This is a genomic window from Pseudomonas sp. TE31087 (assembly GCF_057284075.1).
Genome location: NZ_JBXVNN010000001.1, coordinates 1,736,704 through 1,752,128, shown reverse-complemented (window position 1 = coordinate 1,752,128; position 15,425 = coordinate 1,736,704). Strand labels below are relative to the sequence as shown.

15 protein-coding genes and 3 pseudogenes are annotated in these 15,425 nt (G+C 66.6%); 4 read left to right on the top strand and 14 right to left on the bottom strand.

The features are described from left to right. Positions 1-2: 2 nt before the first annotated feature. Entirely contained in the window at positions 3-692 is a 690-nt protein-coding gene (locus ACZ899_RS08075) for an ABC transporter permease (protein WP_234562295.1), read from the bottom strand. Between the two features lie 24 nt (positions 693-716). After that, a complete protein-coding gene (locus ACZ899_RS08070) occupies positions 717-1,493 on the bottom strand; it encodes an ABC transporter substrate-binding protein (protein ID WP_234562294.1) in 777 nt (258 codons plus the stop codon). 77 nt (positions 1,494-1,570) lie between these two features. Between ACZ899_RS08070 and ACZ899_RS08065 the strand changes: the two genes are divergently transcribed. After that, positions 1,571-1,744, top strand: coding sequence for a hypothetical protein (locus ACZ899_RS08065; protein ID WP_485627551.1), 174 nt, complete (start codon positions 1,571-1,573; stop codon positions 1,742-1,744). 215 nt (positions 1,745-1,959) lie between these two features. Here ACZ899_RS08065 and ACZ899_RS08060 read toward each other — a convergent pair. Together ACZ899_RS08060 and ACZ899_RS08055 are read right to left on the bottom strand one after the other, a co-directional pair. Beyond that, positions 1,960-2,984, bottom strand: a pseudogene (locus ACZ899_RS08060) (IS110 family RNA-guided transposase). A 321-nt stretch (positions 2,985-3,305) separates the two neighbouring features. Further along, positions 3,306-3,443 (bottom strand): annotated as a pseudogene (locus tag ACZ899_RS08055) (NAD(P)H-dependent oxidoreductase); the annotation flags it as partial. Here ACZ899_RS08055 and ACZ899_RS08050 point away from each other — a divergent pair. Then, a pseudogene (locus tag ACZ899_RS08050) lies at positions 3,435-3,749 on the top strand (LysR substrate-binding domain-containing protein); the annotation flags it as partial. The pseudogenes ACZ899_RS08055 and ACZ899_RS08050 sit on opposite strands and share 9 nt — an antisense overlap. A 4-nt stretch (positions 3,750-3,753) precedes the next feature. Here ACZ899_RS08050 and ACZ899_RS08045 read toward each other — a convergent pair. Next, positions 3,754-4,191: a carboxymuconolactone decarboxylase family protein gene (locus ACZ899_RS08045; protein WP_062364339.1), complete on the bottom strand. Its 438-nt coding sequence runs from the start codon at positions 4,189-4,191 to the stop codon at positions 3,754-3,756. A 196-nt stretch (positions 4,192-4,387) separates the two neighbouring features. Here ACZ899_RS08045 and ACZ899_RS08040 point away from each other — a divergent pair, with 196 nt between their 5' ends. Continuing rightward, positions 4,388-4,846, top strand: coding sequence for a nucleoside deaminase (locus tag ACZ899_RS08040; protein WP_234561028.1), 459 nt, complete (start codon positions 4,388-4,390; stop codon positions 4,844-4,846). Continuing rightward, on the top strand, positions 4,843-6,036 hold the full coding sequence (locus ACZ899_RS08035) for a cyanate transporter (RefSeq protein WP_234561029.1): 1,194 nt from the start codon (positions 4,843-4,845) through the stop codon (positions 6,034-6,036). Before ACZ899_RS08040 ends, ACZ899_RS08035 begins: the two co-directional genes overlap by 4 nt. Here the strand turns inward: ACZ899_RS08035 and pdxR are convergent. From pdxR to ACZ899_RS07990, 9 genes are all read right to left on the bottom strand, one after another. Further along, positions 6,029-7,462, bottom strand: coding sequence for a MocR-like pyridoxine biosynthesis transcription factor PdxR (gene pdxR, locus ACZ899_RS08030; protein ID WP_232855355.1), 1,434 nt, complete (start codon positions 7,460-7,462; stop codon positions 6,029-6,031). The two genes, ACZ899_RS08035 and pdxR, sit on opposite strands and share 8 nt — an antisense overlap. Before the next feature lie 257 nt (positions 7,463-7,719). Beyond that, a complete protein-coding gene (locus ACZ899_RS08025) occupies positions 7,720-8,061 on the bottom strand; it encodes a hypothetical protein (RefSeq protein WP_110738654.1) in 342 nt (113 codons plus the stop codon). A gap of 165 nt (positions 8,062-8,226) precedes the next feature. Beyond that, positions 8,227-9,483 (bottom strand): glycolate oxidase subunit GlcF, encoded by a 1,257-nt coding sequence (gene glcF, locus ACZ899_RS08020; RefSeq protein ID WP_234561030.1) that lies wholly within the window; start codon positions 9,481-9,483, stop codon positions 8,227-8,229. 9 nt (positions 9,484-9,492) lie between these two features. Beyond that, complete coding sequence (gene glcE, locus ACZ899_RS08015) at positions 9,493-10,539, bottom strand: glycolate oxidase subunit GlcE (RefSeq protein WP_234561031.1); 1,047 nt, start codon at positions 10,537-10,539, stop codon at positions 9,493-9,495. Then, entirely contained in the window at positions 10,539-12,038 is a 1,500-nt protein-coding gene (gene glcD, locus ACZ899_RS08010) for a glycolate oxidase subunit GlcD (RefSeq protein ID WP_234561032.1), read from the bottom strand. The genes glcE and glcD overlap by 1 nt, the downstream gene beginning before the upstream one ends. Before the next feature lie 6 nt (positions 12,039-12,044). Then, positions 12,045-13,265, bottom strand: a complete 1,221-nt coding sequence (locus tag ACZ899_RS08005; protein ID WP_234561033.1) for a M20/M25/M40 family metallo-hydrolase — start codon at positions 13,263-13,265, stop codon at positions 12,045-12,047. Positions 13,266-13,438: 173 nt separating this feature from the next. Further along, complete coding sequence (locus ACZ899_RS08000) at positions 13,439-13,768, bottom strand: hypothetical protein (protein WP_203646959.1); 330 nt, start codon at positions 13,766-13,768, stop codon at positions 13,439-13,441. Positions 13,769-13,842: 74 nt separating this feature from the next. Then, on the bottom strand, positions 13,843-14,493 hold the full coding sequence (locus ACZ899_RS07995; protein WP_203646957.1) for a DUF998 domain-containing protein: 651 nt from the start codon (positions 14,491-14,493) through the stop codon (positions 13,843-13,845). A gap of 63 nt (positions 14,494-14,556) precedes the next feature. Then, on the bottom strand, positions 14,557-15,372 hold the full coding sequence (locus ACZ899_RS07990; protein ID WP_234561034.1) for a sulfite exporter TauE/SafE family protein: 816 nt from the start codon (positions 15,370-15,372) through the stop codon (positions 14,557-14,559). Between the last annotated feature and the right edge of the window lie 53 nt (positions 15,373-15,425).

The following is a 15,425-nucleotide window of genomic DNA, read 5'->3' as shown; positions in this document are numbered from 1 at the left end:
CCCTAGAGCTCGGCGGCTTTGAAGCCGACCGAGTAACGTTTCTCCACGCCGCGCAACAGCAGCAGCGAGGCACTGGTCAGCAGCAGGTACAGCGCCGCCACGGCGAGGAAGAAGGTGAACGGCTGGTGGGTGGCGTCGGCGGCGTTCTTGGCCTTGAACATCATGTCCTGCAGACCGATCACCGAGATCAGCGCGGTGGACTTGGTCAGCACCAGCCAGTTGTTGGTGAAGCCCGGCAGCGCCAGGCGCACCATCTGCGGCAGGCTGATCCGCCGGAACACCTGCAGGGTGCTCATGCCGTAGGCCATACCGGCCTCGGCCTGGCCTTTGGGGATGGCCAGGAAGGCGCCGCGAAAGGTCTCCGAGAGGTAGGCACCGAAGATGAAGCCCAAGGTGCAGACCCCGGCGACGAAGGGATTGATGTCGATGTACTGCTCGTAACCCAGTGCCAGCGCCAGGCGGTTGACCAGGTCCTGGCCGCCATAGAACACCAGCAGGATCAGGACCAGGTCGGGAATACCGCGCACCACCGTGGTGTAGACCTCGCCCGGTACCGCCAGCCATTTCAGGGGGGACAGGCGACAGGCCGCACCGAACAGGCCCAGGCCGATGGCCAGTGCCATCGCCAGCAGGGCCAGGTGGATGCTCAGCCAGGCGCCATCGAGAATGCTCGATCCGTAGCCGTGAAGCATGATGAAAACCCTCGTCAGCCTGCGCTATTGGCCGTAGATGTCGAACGGGAAGTACTTGCGCTGCACCTGCTGGTAGGTGCCATTGGCGCGGATCGCGGCGATGGCGGCGTTGAGCCGCGCCAGGTTGGCGCTGTCGCCCTTGCGCACGGCGATGCCGGCGCCGCGGCCGAAGTAGTGCGGGTCGGCGATGTCCGGGCCGACCAGGGCGAAGCCCTGGCCGGCCGGGGTCTTGATGAAGCTCTCCTCGGTGTTGACGATATCGGCGAGGGTGGCATCCAGGCGCCCGGACACCAGGTCGAGGAAGGCTTCGTTCTGCGAGGCGTAGCGCACGATCTCGACCCCCGCCGGCTCCAGTTGCTCGGTGGCGAAGCGGTCATAGGTGGACGAGCGCTGCACCCCGACCTTGCGGCCCTTGAGGTCCACCGCCGGGGTGTCGAGCCGGCTGCCGGCCTTCATCGCGAACTTGCCGGGGGTCTGGTAGTACTTGTCGGTGAAGTCGACCGACTTCAAGCGATCCTCGGTGATCGACATCGACGACAGCACCGCGTCGATCTTGCGCACCTTCAGCGACGGGATCATGCCGTCGAACTCCTGGATCACCCACTGGCACCTGACCTGCATCTGTGCACAGAGGGCATTGCCGATGTCGTAGTCGAAGCCGGCGAGCTCGCCTTCAGGGGTGCGGTAGGAGAAGGGCGGGTAGGCGGCCTCGATGCCGATGCGCAGGCTGGCGTCGTCGGCCTGGGCGAAGGCGCTGCAGGCACAGAGTGCCAGCGCGCCGAGAAGTCCTGTCTTGTTCATGTTCTTGACTCCGGTGGGTGGGGCGTACCGTCCAGGGCCTTGCTTGGGAGGGGCCTGGGTACGGAGAAGAACATGACATGAAATATTTCATTTATCAATACGGTGAAAATAATTGTGTCAGTGCAGTGGTCGATGGTGTTCGCCGACAGGGTTGTGGCGCCTATGAGATCGAGCGCCGCCCGCGCGGCGCATCGCGGCACAAGGCCGCTCCTACATCTATGGTTACCCCCATTTCTGCAATACTGTACTGAGATGTGCGTGAGTTTGGTTTGCGTCAATCTATACGGCGTCGTGTGGGAGGTTGGTCCCGCGCCTCGATGAAAATCGCGCCCGACGAGCCTAGATATTTGTTCGGCTTCTGAAGCCGAGTAGGAGCTCAGGTTGATCGCCAGGCCGGTATACCGTTCACGTCATCTGTGTGCAGCATCGCAAAACCAGGTGGGTTGTTACTCGTGTGTCTGCAGGGTCAAGCGTTCATGGCGCTTGACCCTGCATCAAATTCGCTGTGGTGTGCCGTGATGGCCCAGGCGATTCGGGCCAGTTTGTTGGCGATAGCGCACACCACCAGGTTGGGGTGGTGAACACGTAGCAAGCCACGTACCCAGTCCGCCAGCTTGCCGGTTTTGCGCTCCAGCCCAATCAGATAGACCCTCGCGCACTGGATCAGCAGTCGTCGCTGATTGCCGTCGCCCCGCTTGCTGATTCGCCCCAGGCAAGGTTTGCCGCCTGTCGTGTGCTGCCTGGGAACCAGGCCTATGGAGGCTGAATAATTTCGCCCACAGCGGAACTGCTTACCATCACCCAATTCCGCAGCCAGGGCGGTAGCGGTGATCGGGCCAATACAAGGTATCGACATCAAACGGGAAGCAAGATCATCGCTAACGGCCTGGCATGCACTTCCTTGTCCAGAGCCTTGATCCGATCATCGAGATAGCGGAAGTGGGCATGTAGGTCCAGCAACAGCTTCTTGATCAACGGTGAGAAGGTACTGTCGTCCAGCAGAATGGGGAGCTCCCGGACCGCCTTGAAGGTGGGTGCCAAACTGACCCCCACCTCGAGCAAATAAGCGTGGATGCGGTTCATGGTGGCAGTACGGTCTCTGATGAAGCTGTCGCGCAGTGAATTGAGCATCGCCAGCGCCTGCTGGGCCTCGGTTTTGGGAGGCACGAAGCGCATCTGATCGCGGGTTGCCGCCTCACCGATAGCGGCAGCATCGGCAAAGTCATTCTTGTTGCTTTTCACGTAGGGGCGAACGAACTGTGCGGGAATAAGTTTGGGCGTATGACCCTGTCTCGTCACCTCTCGCGCCATGAAATGAGAGCCACCACAGGCCTCCATCGCCACCGTGCAGGGCGCAAGATTGGCAAGGTGGCGGATGAGTGACTCACGGTTGAACCTGCGGTGATAGAGCTCATGACCCCGATCATCCTGAGCGTGTACATGGAAGCTCAACTTTCCCAGGTCGATGGCGATGATGGCGACAGTGTTCATGGCGTTGCACTCCGATAGGCACCCTGTGAAAGCTTAGAGGGCTGACACAGGGTGGGGCGGGGGTAGCCATTTCATTATTTGTTGCAACGTGCCGAACCTGTCAGGCCATGGTTGCCCGCCTTGGCGCATGTCTTGAGACAGGTGAGGCGACAGTAATGCCCACGCTGAAATTGCGTCGGACCAACAAGGCGGACCAGGTAAGAGCACAGGATTGACTGGCCCGAAACAGATGTGGGAGCGGCCTTGTGCCGCGATGCGCCGCGCGGGCGGCGCTCGATCTGACAGGCGCTGCAAGGGTTGTGGCGGACACCTGGTATCCGCCTAGTCGGCAACATGCACGCCCAATCCATCCCGGCCAGGCGCAAGCTCTGGCCGCAGGGTCAACGCCGGAATCACATAATCCCCACCGTTCTGCCGCCGGAACGGGATGGGCGCATCACGCCACAAATCATCGTCTCGCCCGATGGTGGAGGTTTCACGGGGCCCACCGACGACGCCCTGGCCGAGCAGGGCCTGGCACGCAATGTGGTGCTGTCGGTACCGCGCTTCTCGGGGCTTGCGGCGATGCTGGTCGACAGCGACCTGGTGGCCATGCTGCCGCCGCGCCTGGTGGCCGGGAACCCGGCCCTCAGGGTGGTGGAGGCGCCCTTGGTGGTGCCGGGCTTCGAGATGCTGATGCTGTGGCCGGAGCGGGTGCACCGCGATCCTGCGCATCAGTGGTTGCGTGAACAGTTGGCCCGGGCGGTACCGTTGCAGGCGCCTTGAGTTGTTATGCCGGCACCATGGCAAAGCCCACGCCGAAGCGGTTCCAGGCATTGATGGTGGCGATGGCCAGGGTCAGGTTGGCGACCTCCTTGGCGCTGAAGTGCTCCAGCAGCGCCTGGTACTCGTCCTGCGGCGCGCCGCGCTCGGCCAGGCGGGTCAGGCTTTCGACCCAGGCCAGGGCCGCCCGCTCCCGCTCGCTGAAGTAGCGGGTCTCGCGCCAGACGCTCAGGGTCTGCAGGCGTGCTTCGGTTTCACCAGCCTTGCGCGCATCGTTGGCGTGCATGTTGACGCAGTAGGCGCAGCCATTGATCTGCGAGGCGCGCAGGCGGATCAGCTCGAGCAGTGAATGCTCAAGGCCCGAGGCGACCAGCGCCTGCTCGAGGCCGATCATGGCCTTGTAGGCTTCCGGCGAGTGTTTGGCCCATTCGATACGGTCATGCATGGTGAGGCTCCAGTTCGACAAGAGGAAAGTGGCATTACCTTAGGGCCAGTTCGCGCCGCGCCGAATAGCCAATCCCGCGCTTTGCCAGGAGGCCAATCCGTCATTCGGATGGGCACTGACAGGCATCCAATCTCTTCATTTCTGCCAGGGCGGCCGAGGCGGGATAATGGGCAGGTCTTCACCTGAGAACCGTTTCATGTCCGCAGATCGATTCATGCGCGAGGCCCTTGAGCTTGCCCGCGCCAATATCCAGGCCGGTGGCCGCCCCTTCGGCGCCGTGCTGGTCCACCAGGGGCAGGTGATCGCCCGTGCCGTCAACCAGATCCACAGCACCCAGGACCCCACCAGCCACGCCGAGATGCAGGCCATCCGCCAGGCCGCCCAGGTGCTTGGCCGGGCGCGCCTGGACGGTGCCGAGATCTACGCCAGCGGCCATCCGTGCCCGATGTGCCTGGCCGCCATGCACCTGTGCGGCATCGAGCGCGCCTGGTTCGCCTACGACAACGACGAGGGCGAGCCCTATGGGTTGTCCACCGCCGCAGTGTATGCGCAGATGGCCCGCCCGCCACAGCAGCAGAGCCTGCCCCTGCGCCCGCTGAAACCGGCGGGTGAAAGCGGCCTGTACCTTGAATGGCAGCAGGCCGGCGAAGCATGAGGGGCGCGTTGAACCTGTTGCTGGTGGTGCTGCTGGCGTTGAACCTGCGGCCGATTCTTACCAGCATTGGCCCACTGCTCGAACCGATGCGCCAGAGCACCGGCCTGGGCTACCAGCAGGCGGCGCTGCTGACCGCGTTGCCGGTGCTGTGCATGGGCCTGGTACCGCTTCTGCAACCCTGGCTGCGGCGCTGGCTGAGCGAGCATGGCGGCATGCTGGCGGGGCTGGCGGCCATCGCCCTGGCGTGCCTGTGGCGCCTGCAGCTGGACAGCGCCTGGGCGCTGATCGTAAGTGCGGTGGTCGCAGGCCTGGGTGCCGCCGTGGTGCAGGGCATGATGCCGGGGCTGGTCAACCGCTGGTTCCCCGGCCGCCTGGCGGCGACCATGGGGCTGTATTCGGCGGCGTTGATGAGCGGCGGTGGCCTGGCGGCGGTGCTTGGCCCATCGATCACCGCGCACTTCGGCCATTGGCAGTTCGGCCTTGGCCTGTGGGCGTTGCCGGCGCTGCTGGCGATCGTGGCGTGGACCGTCCTGCGCCCGCGCCAGGATGCACCCAGCCTGGCCGGTGGCGGGGGCGGCCATTGGTTCGGCAACCGCCGGGCCTGGCTGCTTGCGCTCTATTTCGGGCTGATCAACGGTGGCTATACGAGCATGGTGGCCTGGTTGCCGGCCTATCACCTCGAGCACGGCGGCACGGCCCAGGGCGGCGGCGAGCTGGTTGGCCTGATGACCATCTTCCAGGTCTGCGGTGCCCTGGGCCTGCCGTTGCTGCTGCGGCGTCTGGTTGATCGGCGGCCGGGCCTGTGGCTGGCCTTGCTGATCCAATTGGCGGGCTTCCTTGGCCTGCTGCTGGCGCCAGCCAGCGCCATGGGCCTGTGGGTGGCGCTGATCGGCCTGGGCCTGGGCGCGTGCTTCAGCCTCAGCCTGACGCTGACCCTGGAGCACCTGCGCACGCCCGGCGAAGCCGGCAGCCTGGCGGCTTTCGTCCAGGGCGTAGGTTTCATCGTCACCGGTATCGTGCCGTACGTCACCGGCTGGTTGCGTGATGTCAGCGGCGACTTCCAGGCCTCCTGGACCCTGCTGGCCTGCACCGTGCTGGCGATGCTGCTGGTGACCGTGCGTTTCGCTCCGAAAGGCTATGCCCGGGCCATCGCCCGTGAGGGACGAGTCGCTGAGGCAGCGCTCAACTGAGGCGCTGCAGGGTGTCACCGACCCGGTCCAGCGCCGGGTCGATGTCCAGCAGTTCGATGGCACCGAAACCGAACAGCAGTCCCGGCCTGACCGGCGCTTCGCTGAAGAACGGGGCCAGCGAGTAGAGGCCGACTTCCACCTTGCGCGCCAGGTTGATCAACAGCTCGATATCCACCCCGGGCTTGGCCAGCGCGCTCAGGTGAAAGCCGGCGCTGGCCGGCACCGTGTCGAACCAGGGCGCCAGGTCGCCGCCCAGGCGTGCCAGGATCCGCTCGCGGCGGGCGCTGTACACCTCATGGCAACGACGGATGTGCTTGTTCAGGTGACCTTCGCTGATGAAGCGGGCCAGGGCCCATTGCTGCAAGGTCGGGCTGTGCCAGTCGCTCAGGTGCTTGGCCACGCAGGCGGCCTGCAGCACGGCCGGTGGCAGCACCGCGTAGCCCAGGCGCAACTCCGGCAGCAGGGTCTTGGAGAAGGTTCCGACATAGGCCACCAGGCCATGTCGATCCAGGCGCTGCAAGGCTTCGGCGGCTGGCCCCTGGTAGCGGAACTCGCAGTCGTAGTCGTCCTCGATGATCAGCGCGCCGAGCTCGACAGCCCGCGCCAGCAGCGCCTGGCGCCGCGGCTCGGCCATGGGCATGCCAAGCGGAAACTGGTGCGAGGGTGTCACGTAGATCAGCCGGGTGCCGTCCTCGATCTGCTCGACGCACAGCCCCTGGTCGTCCACCGCCACCGACTGCAGGCGCGCGCCCAGGGCCAGGAACAGTTGGCGCGCCGGTGGGTAGCCCGGGTCCTCCATGGCCACCTTGCAGCCGGGTTCGACCAGTACCCGGGCGATCAGGTCCAGGGCCTGCTGGGCGCCGTTGCATACCAGCACGTCACTTGCGGTGCACTGGATGCCGCGGGTGAAGGCAATCTGGTGGGCGATGGCCTCGCGCAGCTCGGGCAGGCCCTGGGCGGAAAACTGTCGGTCGGGGTGGCGCTGGCTGCGGCGCAGGGCGTAGTTCATGCAACTGCGCCAGTGGTCGTAGGGGAACTGCGCCTTGCTCGAGGCGCCGCCGATGAAGTCGTAGCGCGACGGCGCGTCCAGCGCCCGTTGGCCCAATACCGTGGCGCGCTGGCGCCAGCGTTCGAGGGTTTCGGCGGCGGCCAGGGGGATGTTGTCGCTGTCGCTCTGGCGCGGCGTGTGGCGCGGGGTGATGAAGGTGCCGCGACCGACCACGCCACTGAGCAGGTTGTCGTAGGTCAGGCGCGAGTAGGCTTCGGCCACGGTCTTGCGCGAAACCCCCAGCTGCTCGGCCAAAAGGCGCGTGGGTGGCAGTTGGGTGCCGGCCGCCAGGTGGCCGCTGTCGATGCCGGCGCGCAGTTGCTGGTAGAGCTGGTCGGCCAGGCCTTTGCGGCCTTCGAGGCGGATGTGCAGTTCCATCGGGGCAGGGGGTCCGAAGCGCAGGGGGTGTAAAAGCTTCGGGTTTTATCGACAAAGCTGCAAGGGGCCCTGTAGGTGACTGCGCTGTCGAACAGGGATTTGCGTTTCCAGCATCACCAGCGTGGGAGCGGGCTTGCCCCGCGATGGCATAAGTACAGGCAACGATGCTGTCTGGACCTACGCCATCGCGGGGCAAGCCCGCTCCCACGCAGCCGAAAGGCTTGGGCTATTGATTTTCTGCAGGGCGGACGGCGTGTTCACAGGCGAGCGGTACTGATGGTGATGTAGCCTTTTTCCGGCAATGCGATGCGGATCACCGTCTCGTCCTCGCAGGCCTTGCGTTTCTGTTGGATGCACACGCCATCCACCGCTGCTTCGCGCATGCGCGCGGGGATGGCGCGGCCCTTGGCATCGAAGAAGGCTTCGCTGGCGAGCAGCTCGACACGCTCGATCAGCTGGCGGGTGTGTTCATCGGTGGCGCAGAAGAACCGCACCCCGGACAGGTGCGGGTTGTCGTCGGGGTTGCTGACCTCGTGGGCCAACAGTTGACGCAGGGTGTGGCGCAGTTCGCGGGTAGGGCGATGAGCATTTGTGGGCATGGCATGGCCTCGTCTGGATGGGGTTGGCCGCGCCGGGGCGGCGGTCACGTCTCCAGTCCTGATGATGTTTTGCCGAGGGTGGGGCAACAATCTAGAAGCTTCCGTACTTTCGGTAGGAGGGTTCCGAAATTACAGGCACCAGGTTGAACATCGCCTTGATCCGCGTCAGGTGCGGGGCACAATTTCCGCGGCCTCGACAGCGCCGGGCTCAAGTGCCGCCTCGACGATTTCGATCCAGTGCCGTACCGGCGTGCGACCGGCGCCGCCGAGGTGCAGCTGGCAGCCGATGTTGGCAGTGGCGATGACCAGTGGGTTGTCGCTTTCCAGGGCATTGAGGCGGTTGTCGCGCAGCTGGCGCGCCAGCTGCGGCTGGGTCAGTGAATAGGTGCCGGCCGAGCCGCAGCACAAGTGGCTATCCGGCACCTGGGTGAGATGAAAGCCCAGCCGGGCCAGCAGACCTTCCACCGCGCCGCCAAGCTTGAGGGCGTGCTGCAGGGTGCAGGGGCAGTGGAATGCCAGGCGCTGCTCGGCGCATAGACCCAAATGCTCCAGTGGCTCGGCCTGCAGCACCTGTACCAGGTCACGAGACAGGGCGCTGACCCGAGCGGCCTTGGCGGCGTAGCGTGGGTCTTGTTGAAGCAGGTGGCCATAGTCGCGGACAAAGGCGCCGCAGCCGCTGGCGGTTTGCACGATGGCCTCGGCGCCGGCCTCGATGGCCGGCCACCAGGCGTCGATGTTGCGTCGGGCGCGGTCGAGGCCTCGTGCCTGGGCATCCAGGTGATAGTCCACGGCGCCGCAGCAACCGGCCTGGTGGATCGGCTCGACGCTGATGCCTAGCCGGTCGAGCAGGCGAGTGGCGGCGGCATTGGTGTTGGGTGAAAGTGCCTGCTGCACGCAGCCTTCGAGCAGCAGCACGCGACGGGTGTGGCGCGGCATCGGACGTTGGCCCGGGGTGACGACCTGCGCCGGCAGCTTGTCCTTGAGGCTGGCCGGGAGCAGGGGATACAGGGCCTGCCCGGCGCGCACAAGCGCCTTGAATGCGCCCGGCCTCGGCACCACGGCGCGCAGGCCCGCGCGCAGCAGGCGTTGCCCCGGCGGCCGGGGGACCTGCCGATCGACCACGGCGCGGCCGATGTCGAGCAGGTTGTGGTATTCCACCCCCGACGGGCAGGTGGTCTCACAGTTGCGGCAGCTCAGGCAGCGGTCCAGGTGCGCCTGGGTGCTGGTGCCCGCCGGTTCGCCTTCGAGCACCTGCTTGATCAGGTAGATGCGCCCGCGAGGCCCGTCCAGTTCATCGCCGAGCAGCTGGTAGGTGGGGCAGGTGGCGGTGCAGAACCCGCAGTGCACGCAGGAACGCAGGATGCGTTCGGCCTCGTCGGCGCGGGGCAACTGGCGGGCGGATTCGCTCAGGTGGGTTTGCATGCCGTGGCCTCACAAGTGCGCGTACAGGCGGCCAGGGTTGAACACACCCTGGGGATCGAGTTGGCGTTTCAGCGCCTGGTGATAGCGCAGCATCAGCGGACCGAGCGGGGCGCTGCTGTCGTCGCCGGGCGCGTAGGCGGTGGCGTGACCGCCGGCCTCGGCCGCCAATGCCCGGATGACGGACGTCGGGGCGTCGGACTTGAGCCAGCGCTGGGCGCCACCCCAGTCGATCAACTGCTGTCCCGGCAGTTCGAGTGCACCGCAGGCCATGGGCAGGGACAGCCGCCACAGCGTTGCGGGTGCGGTGAAGAACGCCAGGCGCTGCTCGCGCAGGTCTTGCCAGAAGCCTGTGTCGAACGCTTCACCACCCAGGCGCTCACGGGCCGAGCGCACCGAACCTTCGCCGCCCTCCAGGCGCAGATGCAGCGCCTCGCCGTCATGGCAGGCGGCGCTGACTGGCAGCGCTTGTCGGCCCCATTCGGCGAGTGCGGCGAGTGCCTGCTGCGTGCTCATCTCCAGGCGCAGGCCCAGGCATTGGCGCGGTTGCGGCAGCACCTTGAGCGACACCTCGGTGAGCAGCCCCAGGCAGCCGAAGCTGCCCGCCATCAGCCGCGACACGTCGTAGCCGGCGACATTCTTCATCACCTCACCACCAAAGCGCAGGAGCTTGCCGTGGCCGGTGATCAGCCGGGTGCCGAGGACATAGTCACGCACCGACCCGGCCCAGGGCCGGCGTGGCCCCGACAGCCCGGCCGCGACCATGCCGCCCAGCGTCGCCTCGGGGCCCAGGTGCGGTGGCTCGCAGGCCAGCATCTGCCCGGCCTCGTGCAGCGTCGCCTCGACCTCCCGCAGGGGCGTGCCGGCGCGGGCGGTGAGCACCAGCTCGGTGGGGTCGTAGCCGACGATGCCGCGGTGGCCACGGGTGTCGATGACCTGCCCGGTCACCGGGCGACCGAGCATGGCCTTGCTGTTGCCGCCCTGGATGCGCAGCGGGGTGCGCCGGTCCAGCGCCTGGTTGACCTGCTCCAGCAGGTCCTGGCCGAGGTCCCTGTCCATCAGAAACGCTCCAGGTCGGGGAAGGGCAGTTGCCCGTGGTGTACATGCAGCGCGCCGAACTCGGCGCAGCGCTGCAGGGTGGGGATGTTCTTGCCCGGGTTGAGCAGGCCCCGTGGGTCGAAGGCGGCCTTGACCGCGTGGAACAGGGTGATCTCGTCGCTGTTGAACTGCGCGCACATCTGGTTGATCTTCTCCCGTCCTACGCCGTGTTCGCCAGTGATGCTGCCTCCGACGGCCACGCACAGTTCGAGGATCTGGCCGCCGATGGCCTCGGCGCGCTCCAGTTCACCGGGCAGGTTGGCATCGAACAGGATCAGCGGGTGCAGGTTGCCGTCGCCGGCATGGAACACATTGGCCACCCGCAGGCCGTACTGCCGGGAAAGCGCGCTGATGCCCTTGAGCACCCGCGGCAGCTCGCGGCGCGGGATGGTGCCATCCATGCAGTAGTAGTCCGGGGAAATGCGCCCCACCGCCGGGAAGGCATTCTTGCGCCCGGCCCAGAAGCGCACGCGCTCGGCTTCGTCGCAGGCCAGGCGCACCTCGCGGGCGCCGGCCTTGCGTAGCACGGCATCGACCCGGGCGCAGTCGTCCTGCACGTCGGCCTCGACGCCGTCGAGCTCGCACAGCAGGATCGCCGCCGCGTCCAGCGGGTAGCCGGCATGGATGAAGTCCTCGGCGGCGCGAATCGCCAGGTTGTCCATCATCTCGAGTCCAGCCGGGATGATCCCGGCGCCGATGATCTCGGCCACCGCGCCCCCGGCGTCCTCGACATTGTCGAAACTGGCCAGCAGTACCCGCGCCACCTGCGGCCTGGGCAGCAGCTTGACGGTGACCTCGGTGACGACGCCGAGCATGCCCTCGGAGCCGGTAAACAACGCCAGCAGGTCGAAACCGGGGCTGTCCAGGGCGTCGCTGCCCAGTACCAGGCGTTCGCCTTCGACGGTGAGGATCTCCACCTTGAGCAGGTTGTGCACGGTCAGGCCGTATTTCAGGCAATGCACGCCACCGGCATTTTCGGCGACATTGCCGCCGATCGAGCAGGCGATCTGCGAGGAAGGATCGGGCGCGTAGTACAGCCCATGGGGCGCCGCCGCCTGGGAGATCGCCAGGTTGCGCACGCCAGGCTGGACCCGGGCGAAGCGGCCCTGCGGGTTGACTTCGAGGATGCGGTTGAAGCGCGCCATCACCAGCAGGATGCCCTGGCTCAACGGCAGGGCGCCGCCGGACAGGCCGGTGCCGGCGCCGCGCGCCACCACCGGCACGCCGCGCTGGTGGCAGAGCCGCATTAACGCCTGCACCTGCTCCAGGCGCTCGGGCAGCGCCACCAGCAGCGGCAACGAACGGTAGGCCGAGAGGCCGTCGCACTCGTAGGGCTTGAGGTCTTCGCTGCGGTGCAGGATCTGCAGATCGGGGAGGGCCTCGCGCAGGGCGGCCAGCAGTGCCGGCTTGTCCACGGCTGGCAACGGTCCATCGACACGTTCGTCGTAAAGGATATTCATGCAGGTTTACTGCGCCAGGTGCCGGATCATCGCCACCGTCAGGTACAAGCGTGGCGCCACGCTGGCGATCTCCATGTACTCGTCGTCGCCATGCAGGCCGGCGCCGACCACACCCAGCGTTTCCAGCACCGCCGGCTTGTCGCTGTCGGGCATATAGGCGTAGCCGGCGTCGGTGCCGAAGCGCATGGCGATCGGCTGCAATTGCCGGTCGATCTTGCTGTAGAGCTGCCGTGCCGTTTGCGCAAGCTCCGTGGAGGCGTCGTTCCTGGCCAGCGGCGGGCGGCCTTGTTCCACGACCAGCTCGACCTGGGTATCGGCTACAAGCTGTTTCTTGATGATCCGCAGGGCGTCTTCCTGCACCCGCTCGGTCTCGCTCAGGTCGGAGTAGCGCATGTCGGCCTCGGCGCTGGCCTGGGCGGGAATGATATTGGCCTTTTCCCCGGCCTTGGCCAGGGTCCAGTTGACGGTGGTGCCCTTGCCCTTGTCGCCGAGGTCGTTCAACTGCAGCAACTGGTGCGCCAGCTCCACCAGCGCGTTGCGCCCGGCTTCCGGGGCGGAGCCGGCGTGGGAGGCGCGGCCCTTGACCTCGAGCTTGAGGCGGTTGATGCCGTTGGTGGCGACGGTGACCGCGTCCTTGTCCGGCGGCTCGTAGGAGAAGACGAAATCGTGCTTGCGCGCCAGCTCGGCGATCAGTTGCCGCGAGCCGGCCGAGCCCATCTCCTCGTCCGGGTTGAACAGCACGGTGAGGGTGCGGTAGCCCTTGTACTGCTGGTCCTGTAGCAGTTTCAGCGCATGCAGGATCATCGCCACGCCGCCCTTGGCGTCGGCCACGCCGGGGCCGTAGGCGCGTTCCCCATCGATCCGGAACGGGCGCTTGGCCACGGTGCCGGGGCCGAACACCGTGTCGTAGTGGACCATCAGCAGGAAGTCCTTGTCGCCGCTGCCCTTGAGGGTGCCGACGATATTGTCGCCCACCGAGGGCGTGGCCGGCTGGGTGCTGACCTTGGCACCGAGGGCCTCGAGGCGTTTCACCAGTTCGCTGCCGACCTGTTTCAGACCGGGTTCGGTGCCGGTGCCGGTGTCCACTGCCACCAGGGTCTTGAGGGTCTCCAGGTAATGAGGCTGTTCGGCCTGGGCCTGGCTGAACAGTTCCTGGGGCGTCGGGTCGGCGGCCTGGGCGGTGGCACAGGCCAGGGCAAGGGCCAATGAGCAGAATCGCAAGGGCATGGGCAGGGATCTCGTTGTCGTGAACCCTTCAGCGTAGACCCTGCCATCCGATTACCGAGTCATTTGCCCCCGGCGACAAAGCTGCCGTGCAGCCTGAGAGGGGTGAAAATCATGACAACTCATAGTGATACATGACATTACATATAGTTAATAAGCCATTGAATATAAAGAATTTATCTTTTCGCTATCGCGTGTTGTACGCACTGCTCGTAATACGTCTGCTTGATCGCCGTCGGCTTCAGCCGAGACCGGCTGTTGTAGGTCTGCTCGGTGATGCCGAAGGCCGTCATGCGCATCCACGGCTTGGCGAACTTGCGCGCCTGGAGCTTCTTGCGCGTGGCGTACAGGGTGACGCCGGAAAGCTTGGCCTGCTGCGCCTCGGCGGCGATCTGCGCGCCCCAGCCGCACACCTGGCGATCGTTCTGGCTCAGTGCCCGGGCCTGGGCGCCGAAGGCGGCGGTGGCCAGCAGGCAGCCGGCCACGGTTGCTAGAATCACTCGCATGTTGCTGTCCTAAGCATCTGAAGGAAAACAAAGTTTGCCTTTGCTTCCGACGCCTGGGGGCCAGCAGTTTGCCGTCAGGCGATGGCCATTTGCAGGCCACCGTGCTGGCGCCTGCGCAGCGACTGCAGGGCCAGGGCCGCGATCCACAGCACGCCGACGCCGTAGTTCAGGCGCTGGTAGAGACCGAACAGTTCACCGCTGTGCACGGCCTGGGTCATCAACACTACGGTAACCACCGCCAGTACAGCGCTCAGCAGCGACCCCCAGGCCAGCCCCGGGGATCGGGCAAGGCGCATGCCCAGGCCGATCCACAACACGCTGGCGAGCGTCAGCGAAAGGAACATCAGCAGGCCGCCGAGGTTGTGCATCTGTTGCGAGAACGATGGCTCCAGCGGCGCGCAGCCCTGGTCACAGGCAAACCCGCCGGTCACCAGGCTGCCCAGGCCATGCAACAGCACCAGCAGGGCGCTCAGCCGTGCCAGCTTCGAGCGCCGCCAGCGCCGCGCCAGGCCCCAGGCGAACAGTGCGAACAACAGGGCCAGCGGGAAATTGTTGGCCCAGGGCGACAGCCCGTGGGTGGGGGCGCCGACCGCGCCGAGCTGGCTCATGGCTTGTTGCAGGTGGTCGTAGCCGGGGTAGGCCAGCGCCGTCAGGGTGACGCCCAGCAGCAGCCAGAGGGGGATGAGCAGGCCGCTGGCGAGCAGCAGGCGATCGAACGTCTTCATGCAGTGCCTTCCTTGGTGAGTGCAGGACGCAGCCTACCGCGTCGCCGTGGCCATTCGCCAGCCTTAGCGGCCGTTGACCAGCATCACCAGCAGCACGCAGGCCAGCAGCGCCAGGTAGGCCCGGGCATGCACGCTGTCGGGGATGCGCCCGAGCAGGGGCGCGGCCAGGTGCATGCCGAGCCAGGCGCCGACGGTCATCACCAGGGCCGCGCGCAGGTCGATGAAGCCCAGCAGGCCCGGGCCAAGGTCGAGCTGGCCAGCCGGCAGCAGCGCATAGACCAGCGTGGCCGCCAGGGCCATGGGCAGCGACAGCGGGTTGGCCATGGCCGTGGCGGTGCGCATGCTGGCGCCGCGGCGGCGCATCAGTGGCACGGTCATCACGCTGCCGCCCACCCCGAGCAACGCTGCCAGGGCGCCGATGGGCACGCCGACCAGGCTGGCGCCGGTACTGCCCAGGGGCGCCAGGCGATGTTCGCCAGCGCGGACGAAGCCCGGGCGCAGCCAGGCGTCCATCAGGCTCAGCGCCAGGTAGGCGATGAACAGCCAGCGCAGCCAGGCGCTGGCCAGATACAGCGCCGCCCAGGCCCCGAGCAGCGCGCCGAGGGCGATGGCCGGCGCCAGTGGTCGCACCAGGTCCCAGCGCAGGCTGCCCGCGCGGTGATGGCGCCAGGTGGCCAGCGCGCTGCTGAAGATCATCACCGTGGCCGAGGTGGCCACGGCGATCTGCATGGCGTGCTGGGCCATGGTGGTCCCCGCGCCATGGCTGGCCAGCAGCAGGGCATAGAACAGCGGCACGGCGAAGAACCCGCCGCCGAAGCCAAACAGCAAGGTGGTGACGCCGGCGCACAGGCCGAACAGGCCAAGCAGGGGATAGAGCATGGGGTGGGCCTCGGGCCAGGGCTGAGGCGGTCAGGGTAGGGGTATGCCTCTTG

What these genes read in the sequence shown, in the direction of transcription:
- ACZ899_RS08075 (WP_234562295.1), bottom strand. Translation starts at nt 692, where the DNA reads ATGCTTCACGGCTACGGATCGAGCATTCTCGATGGCGCCTGGCTGAGC.
- ACZ899_RS08070 (WP_234562294.1), bottom strand. Translation starts at nt 1,493, where the DNA reads ATGAACAAGACAGGACTTCTCGGCGCGCTGGCACTCTGTGCCTGCAGC.
- ACZ899_RS08065 (WP_485627551.1), top strand. Translation starts at nt 1,571, where the DNA reads ATGAAATATTTCATTTATCAATACGGTGAAAATAATTGTGTCAGTGCA.
- ACZ899_RS08045 (WP_062364339.1), bottom strand. Translation starts at nt 4,191, where the DNA reads ATGCATGACCGTATCGAATGGGCCAAACACTCGCCGGAAGCCTACAAG.
- ACZ899_RS08040 (WP_234561028.1), top strand. Translation starts at nt 4,388, where the DNA reads ATGTCCGCAGATCGATTCATGCGCGAGGCCCTTGAGCTTGCCCGCGCC.
- ACZ899_RS08035 (WP_234561029.1), top strand. Translation starts at nt 4,843, where the DNA reads ATGAGGGGCGCGTTGAACCTGTTGCTGGTGGTGCTGCTGGCGTTGAAC.
- pdxR (WP_232855355.1), bottom strand. Translation starts at nt 7,462, where the DNA reads ATGGAACTGCACATCCGCCTCGAAGGCCGCAAAGGCCTGGCCGACCAG.
- ACZ899_RS08025 (WP_110738654.1), bottom strand. Translation starts at nt 8,061, where the DNA reads ATGCCCACAAATGCTCATCGCCCTACCCGCGAACTGCGCCACACCCTG.
- glcF (WP_234561030.1), bottom strand. Translation starts at nt 9,483, where the DNA reads ATGCAAACCCACCTGAGCGAATCCGCCCGCCAGTTGCCCCGCGCCGAC.
- glcE (WP_234561031.1), bottom strand. Translation starts at nt 10,539, where the DNA reads ATGGACAGGGACCTCGGCCAGGACCTGCTGGAGCAGGTCAACCAGGCG.
- glcD (WP_234561032.1), bottom strand. Translation starts at nt 12,038, where the DNA reads ATGAATATCCTTTACGACGAACGTGTCGATGGACCGTTGCCAGCCGTG.
- ACZ899_RS08005 (WP_234561033.1), bottom strand. Translation starts at nt 13,265, where the DNA reads ATGCCCTTGCGATTCTGCTCATTGGCCCTTGCCCTGGCCTGTGCCACC.
- ACZ899_RS08000 (WP_203646959.1), bottom strand. Translation starts at nt 13,768, where the DNA reads ATGCGAGTGATTCTAGCAACCGTGGCCGGCTGCCTGCTGGCCACCGCC.
- ACZ899_RS07995 (WP_203646957.1), bottom strand. Translation starts at nt 14,493, where the DNA reads ATGAAGACGTTCGATCGCCTGCTGCTCGCCAGCGGCCTGCTCATCCCC.
- ACZ899_RS07990 (WP_234561034.1), bottom strand. Translation starts at nt 15,372, where the DNA reads ATGCTCTATCCCCTGCTTGGCCTGTTCGGCCTGTGCGCCGGCGTCACC.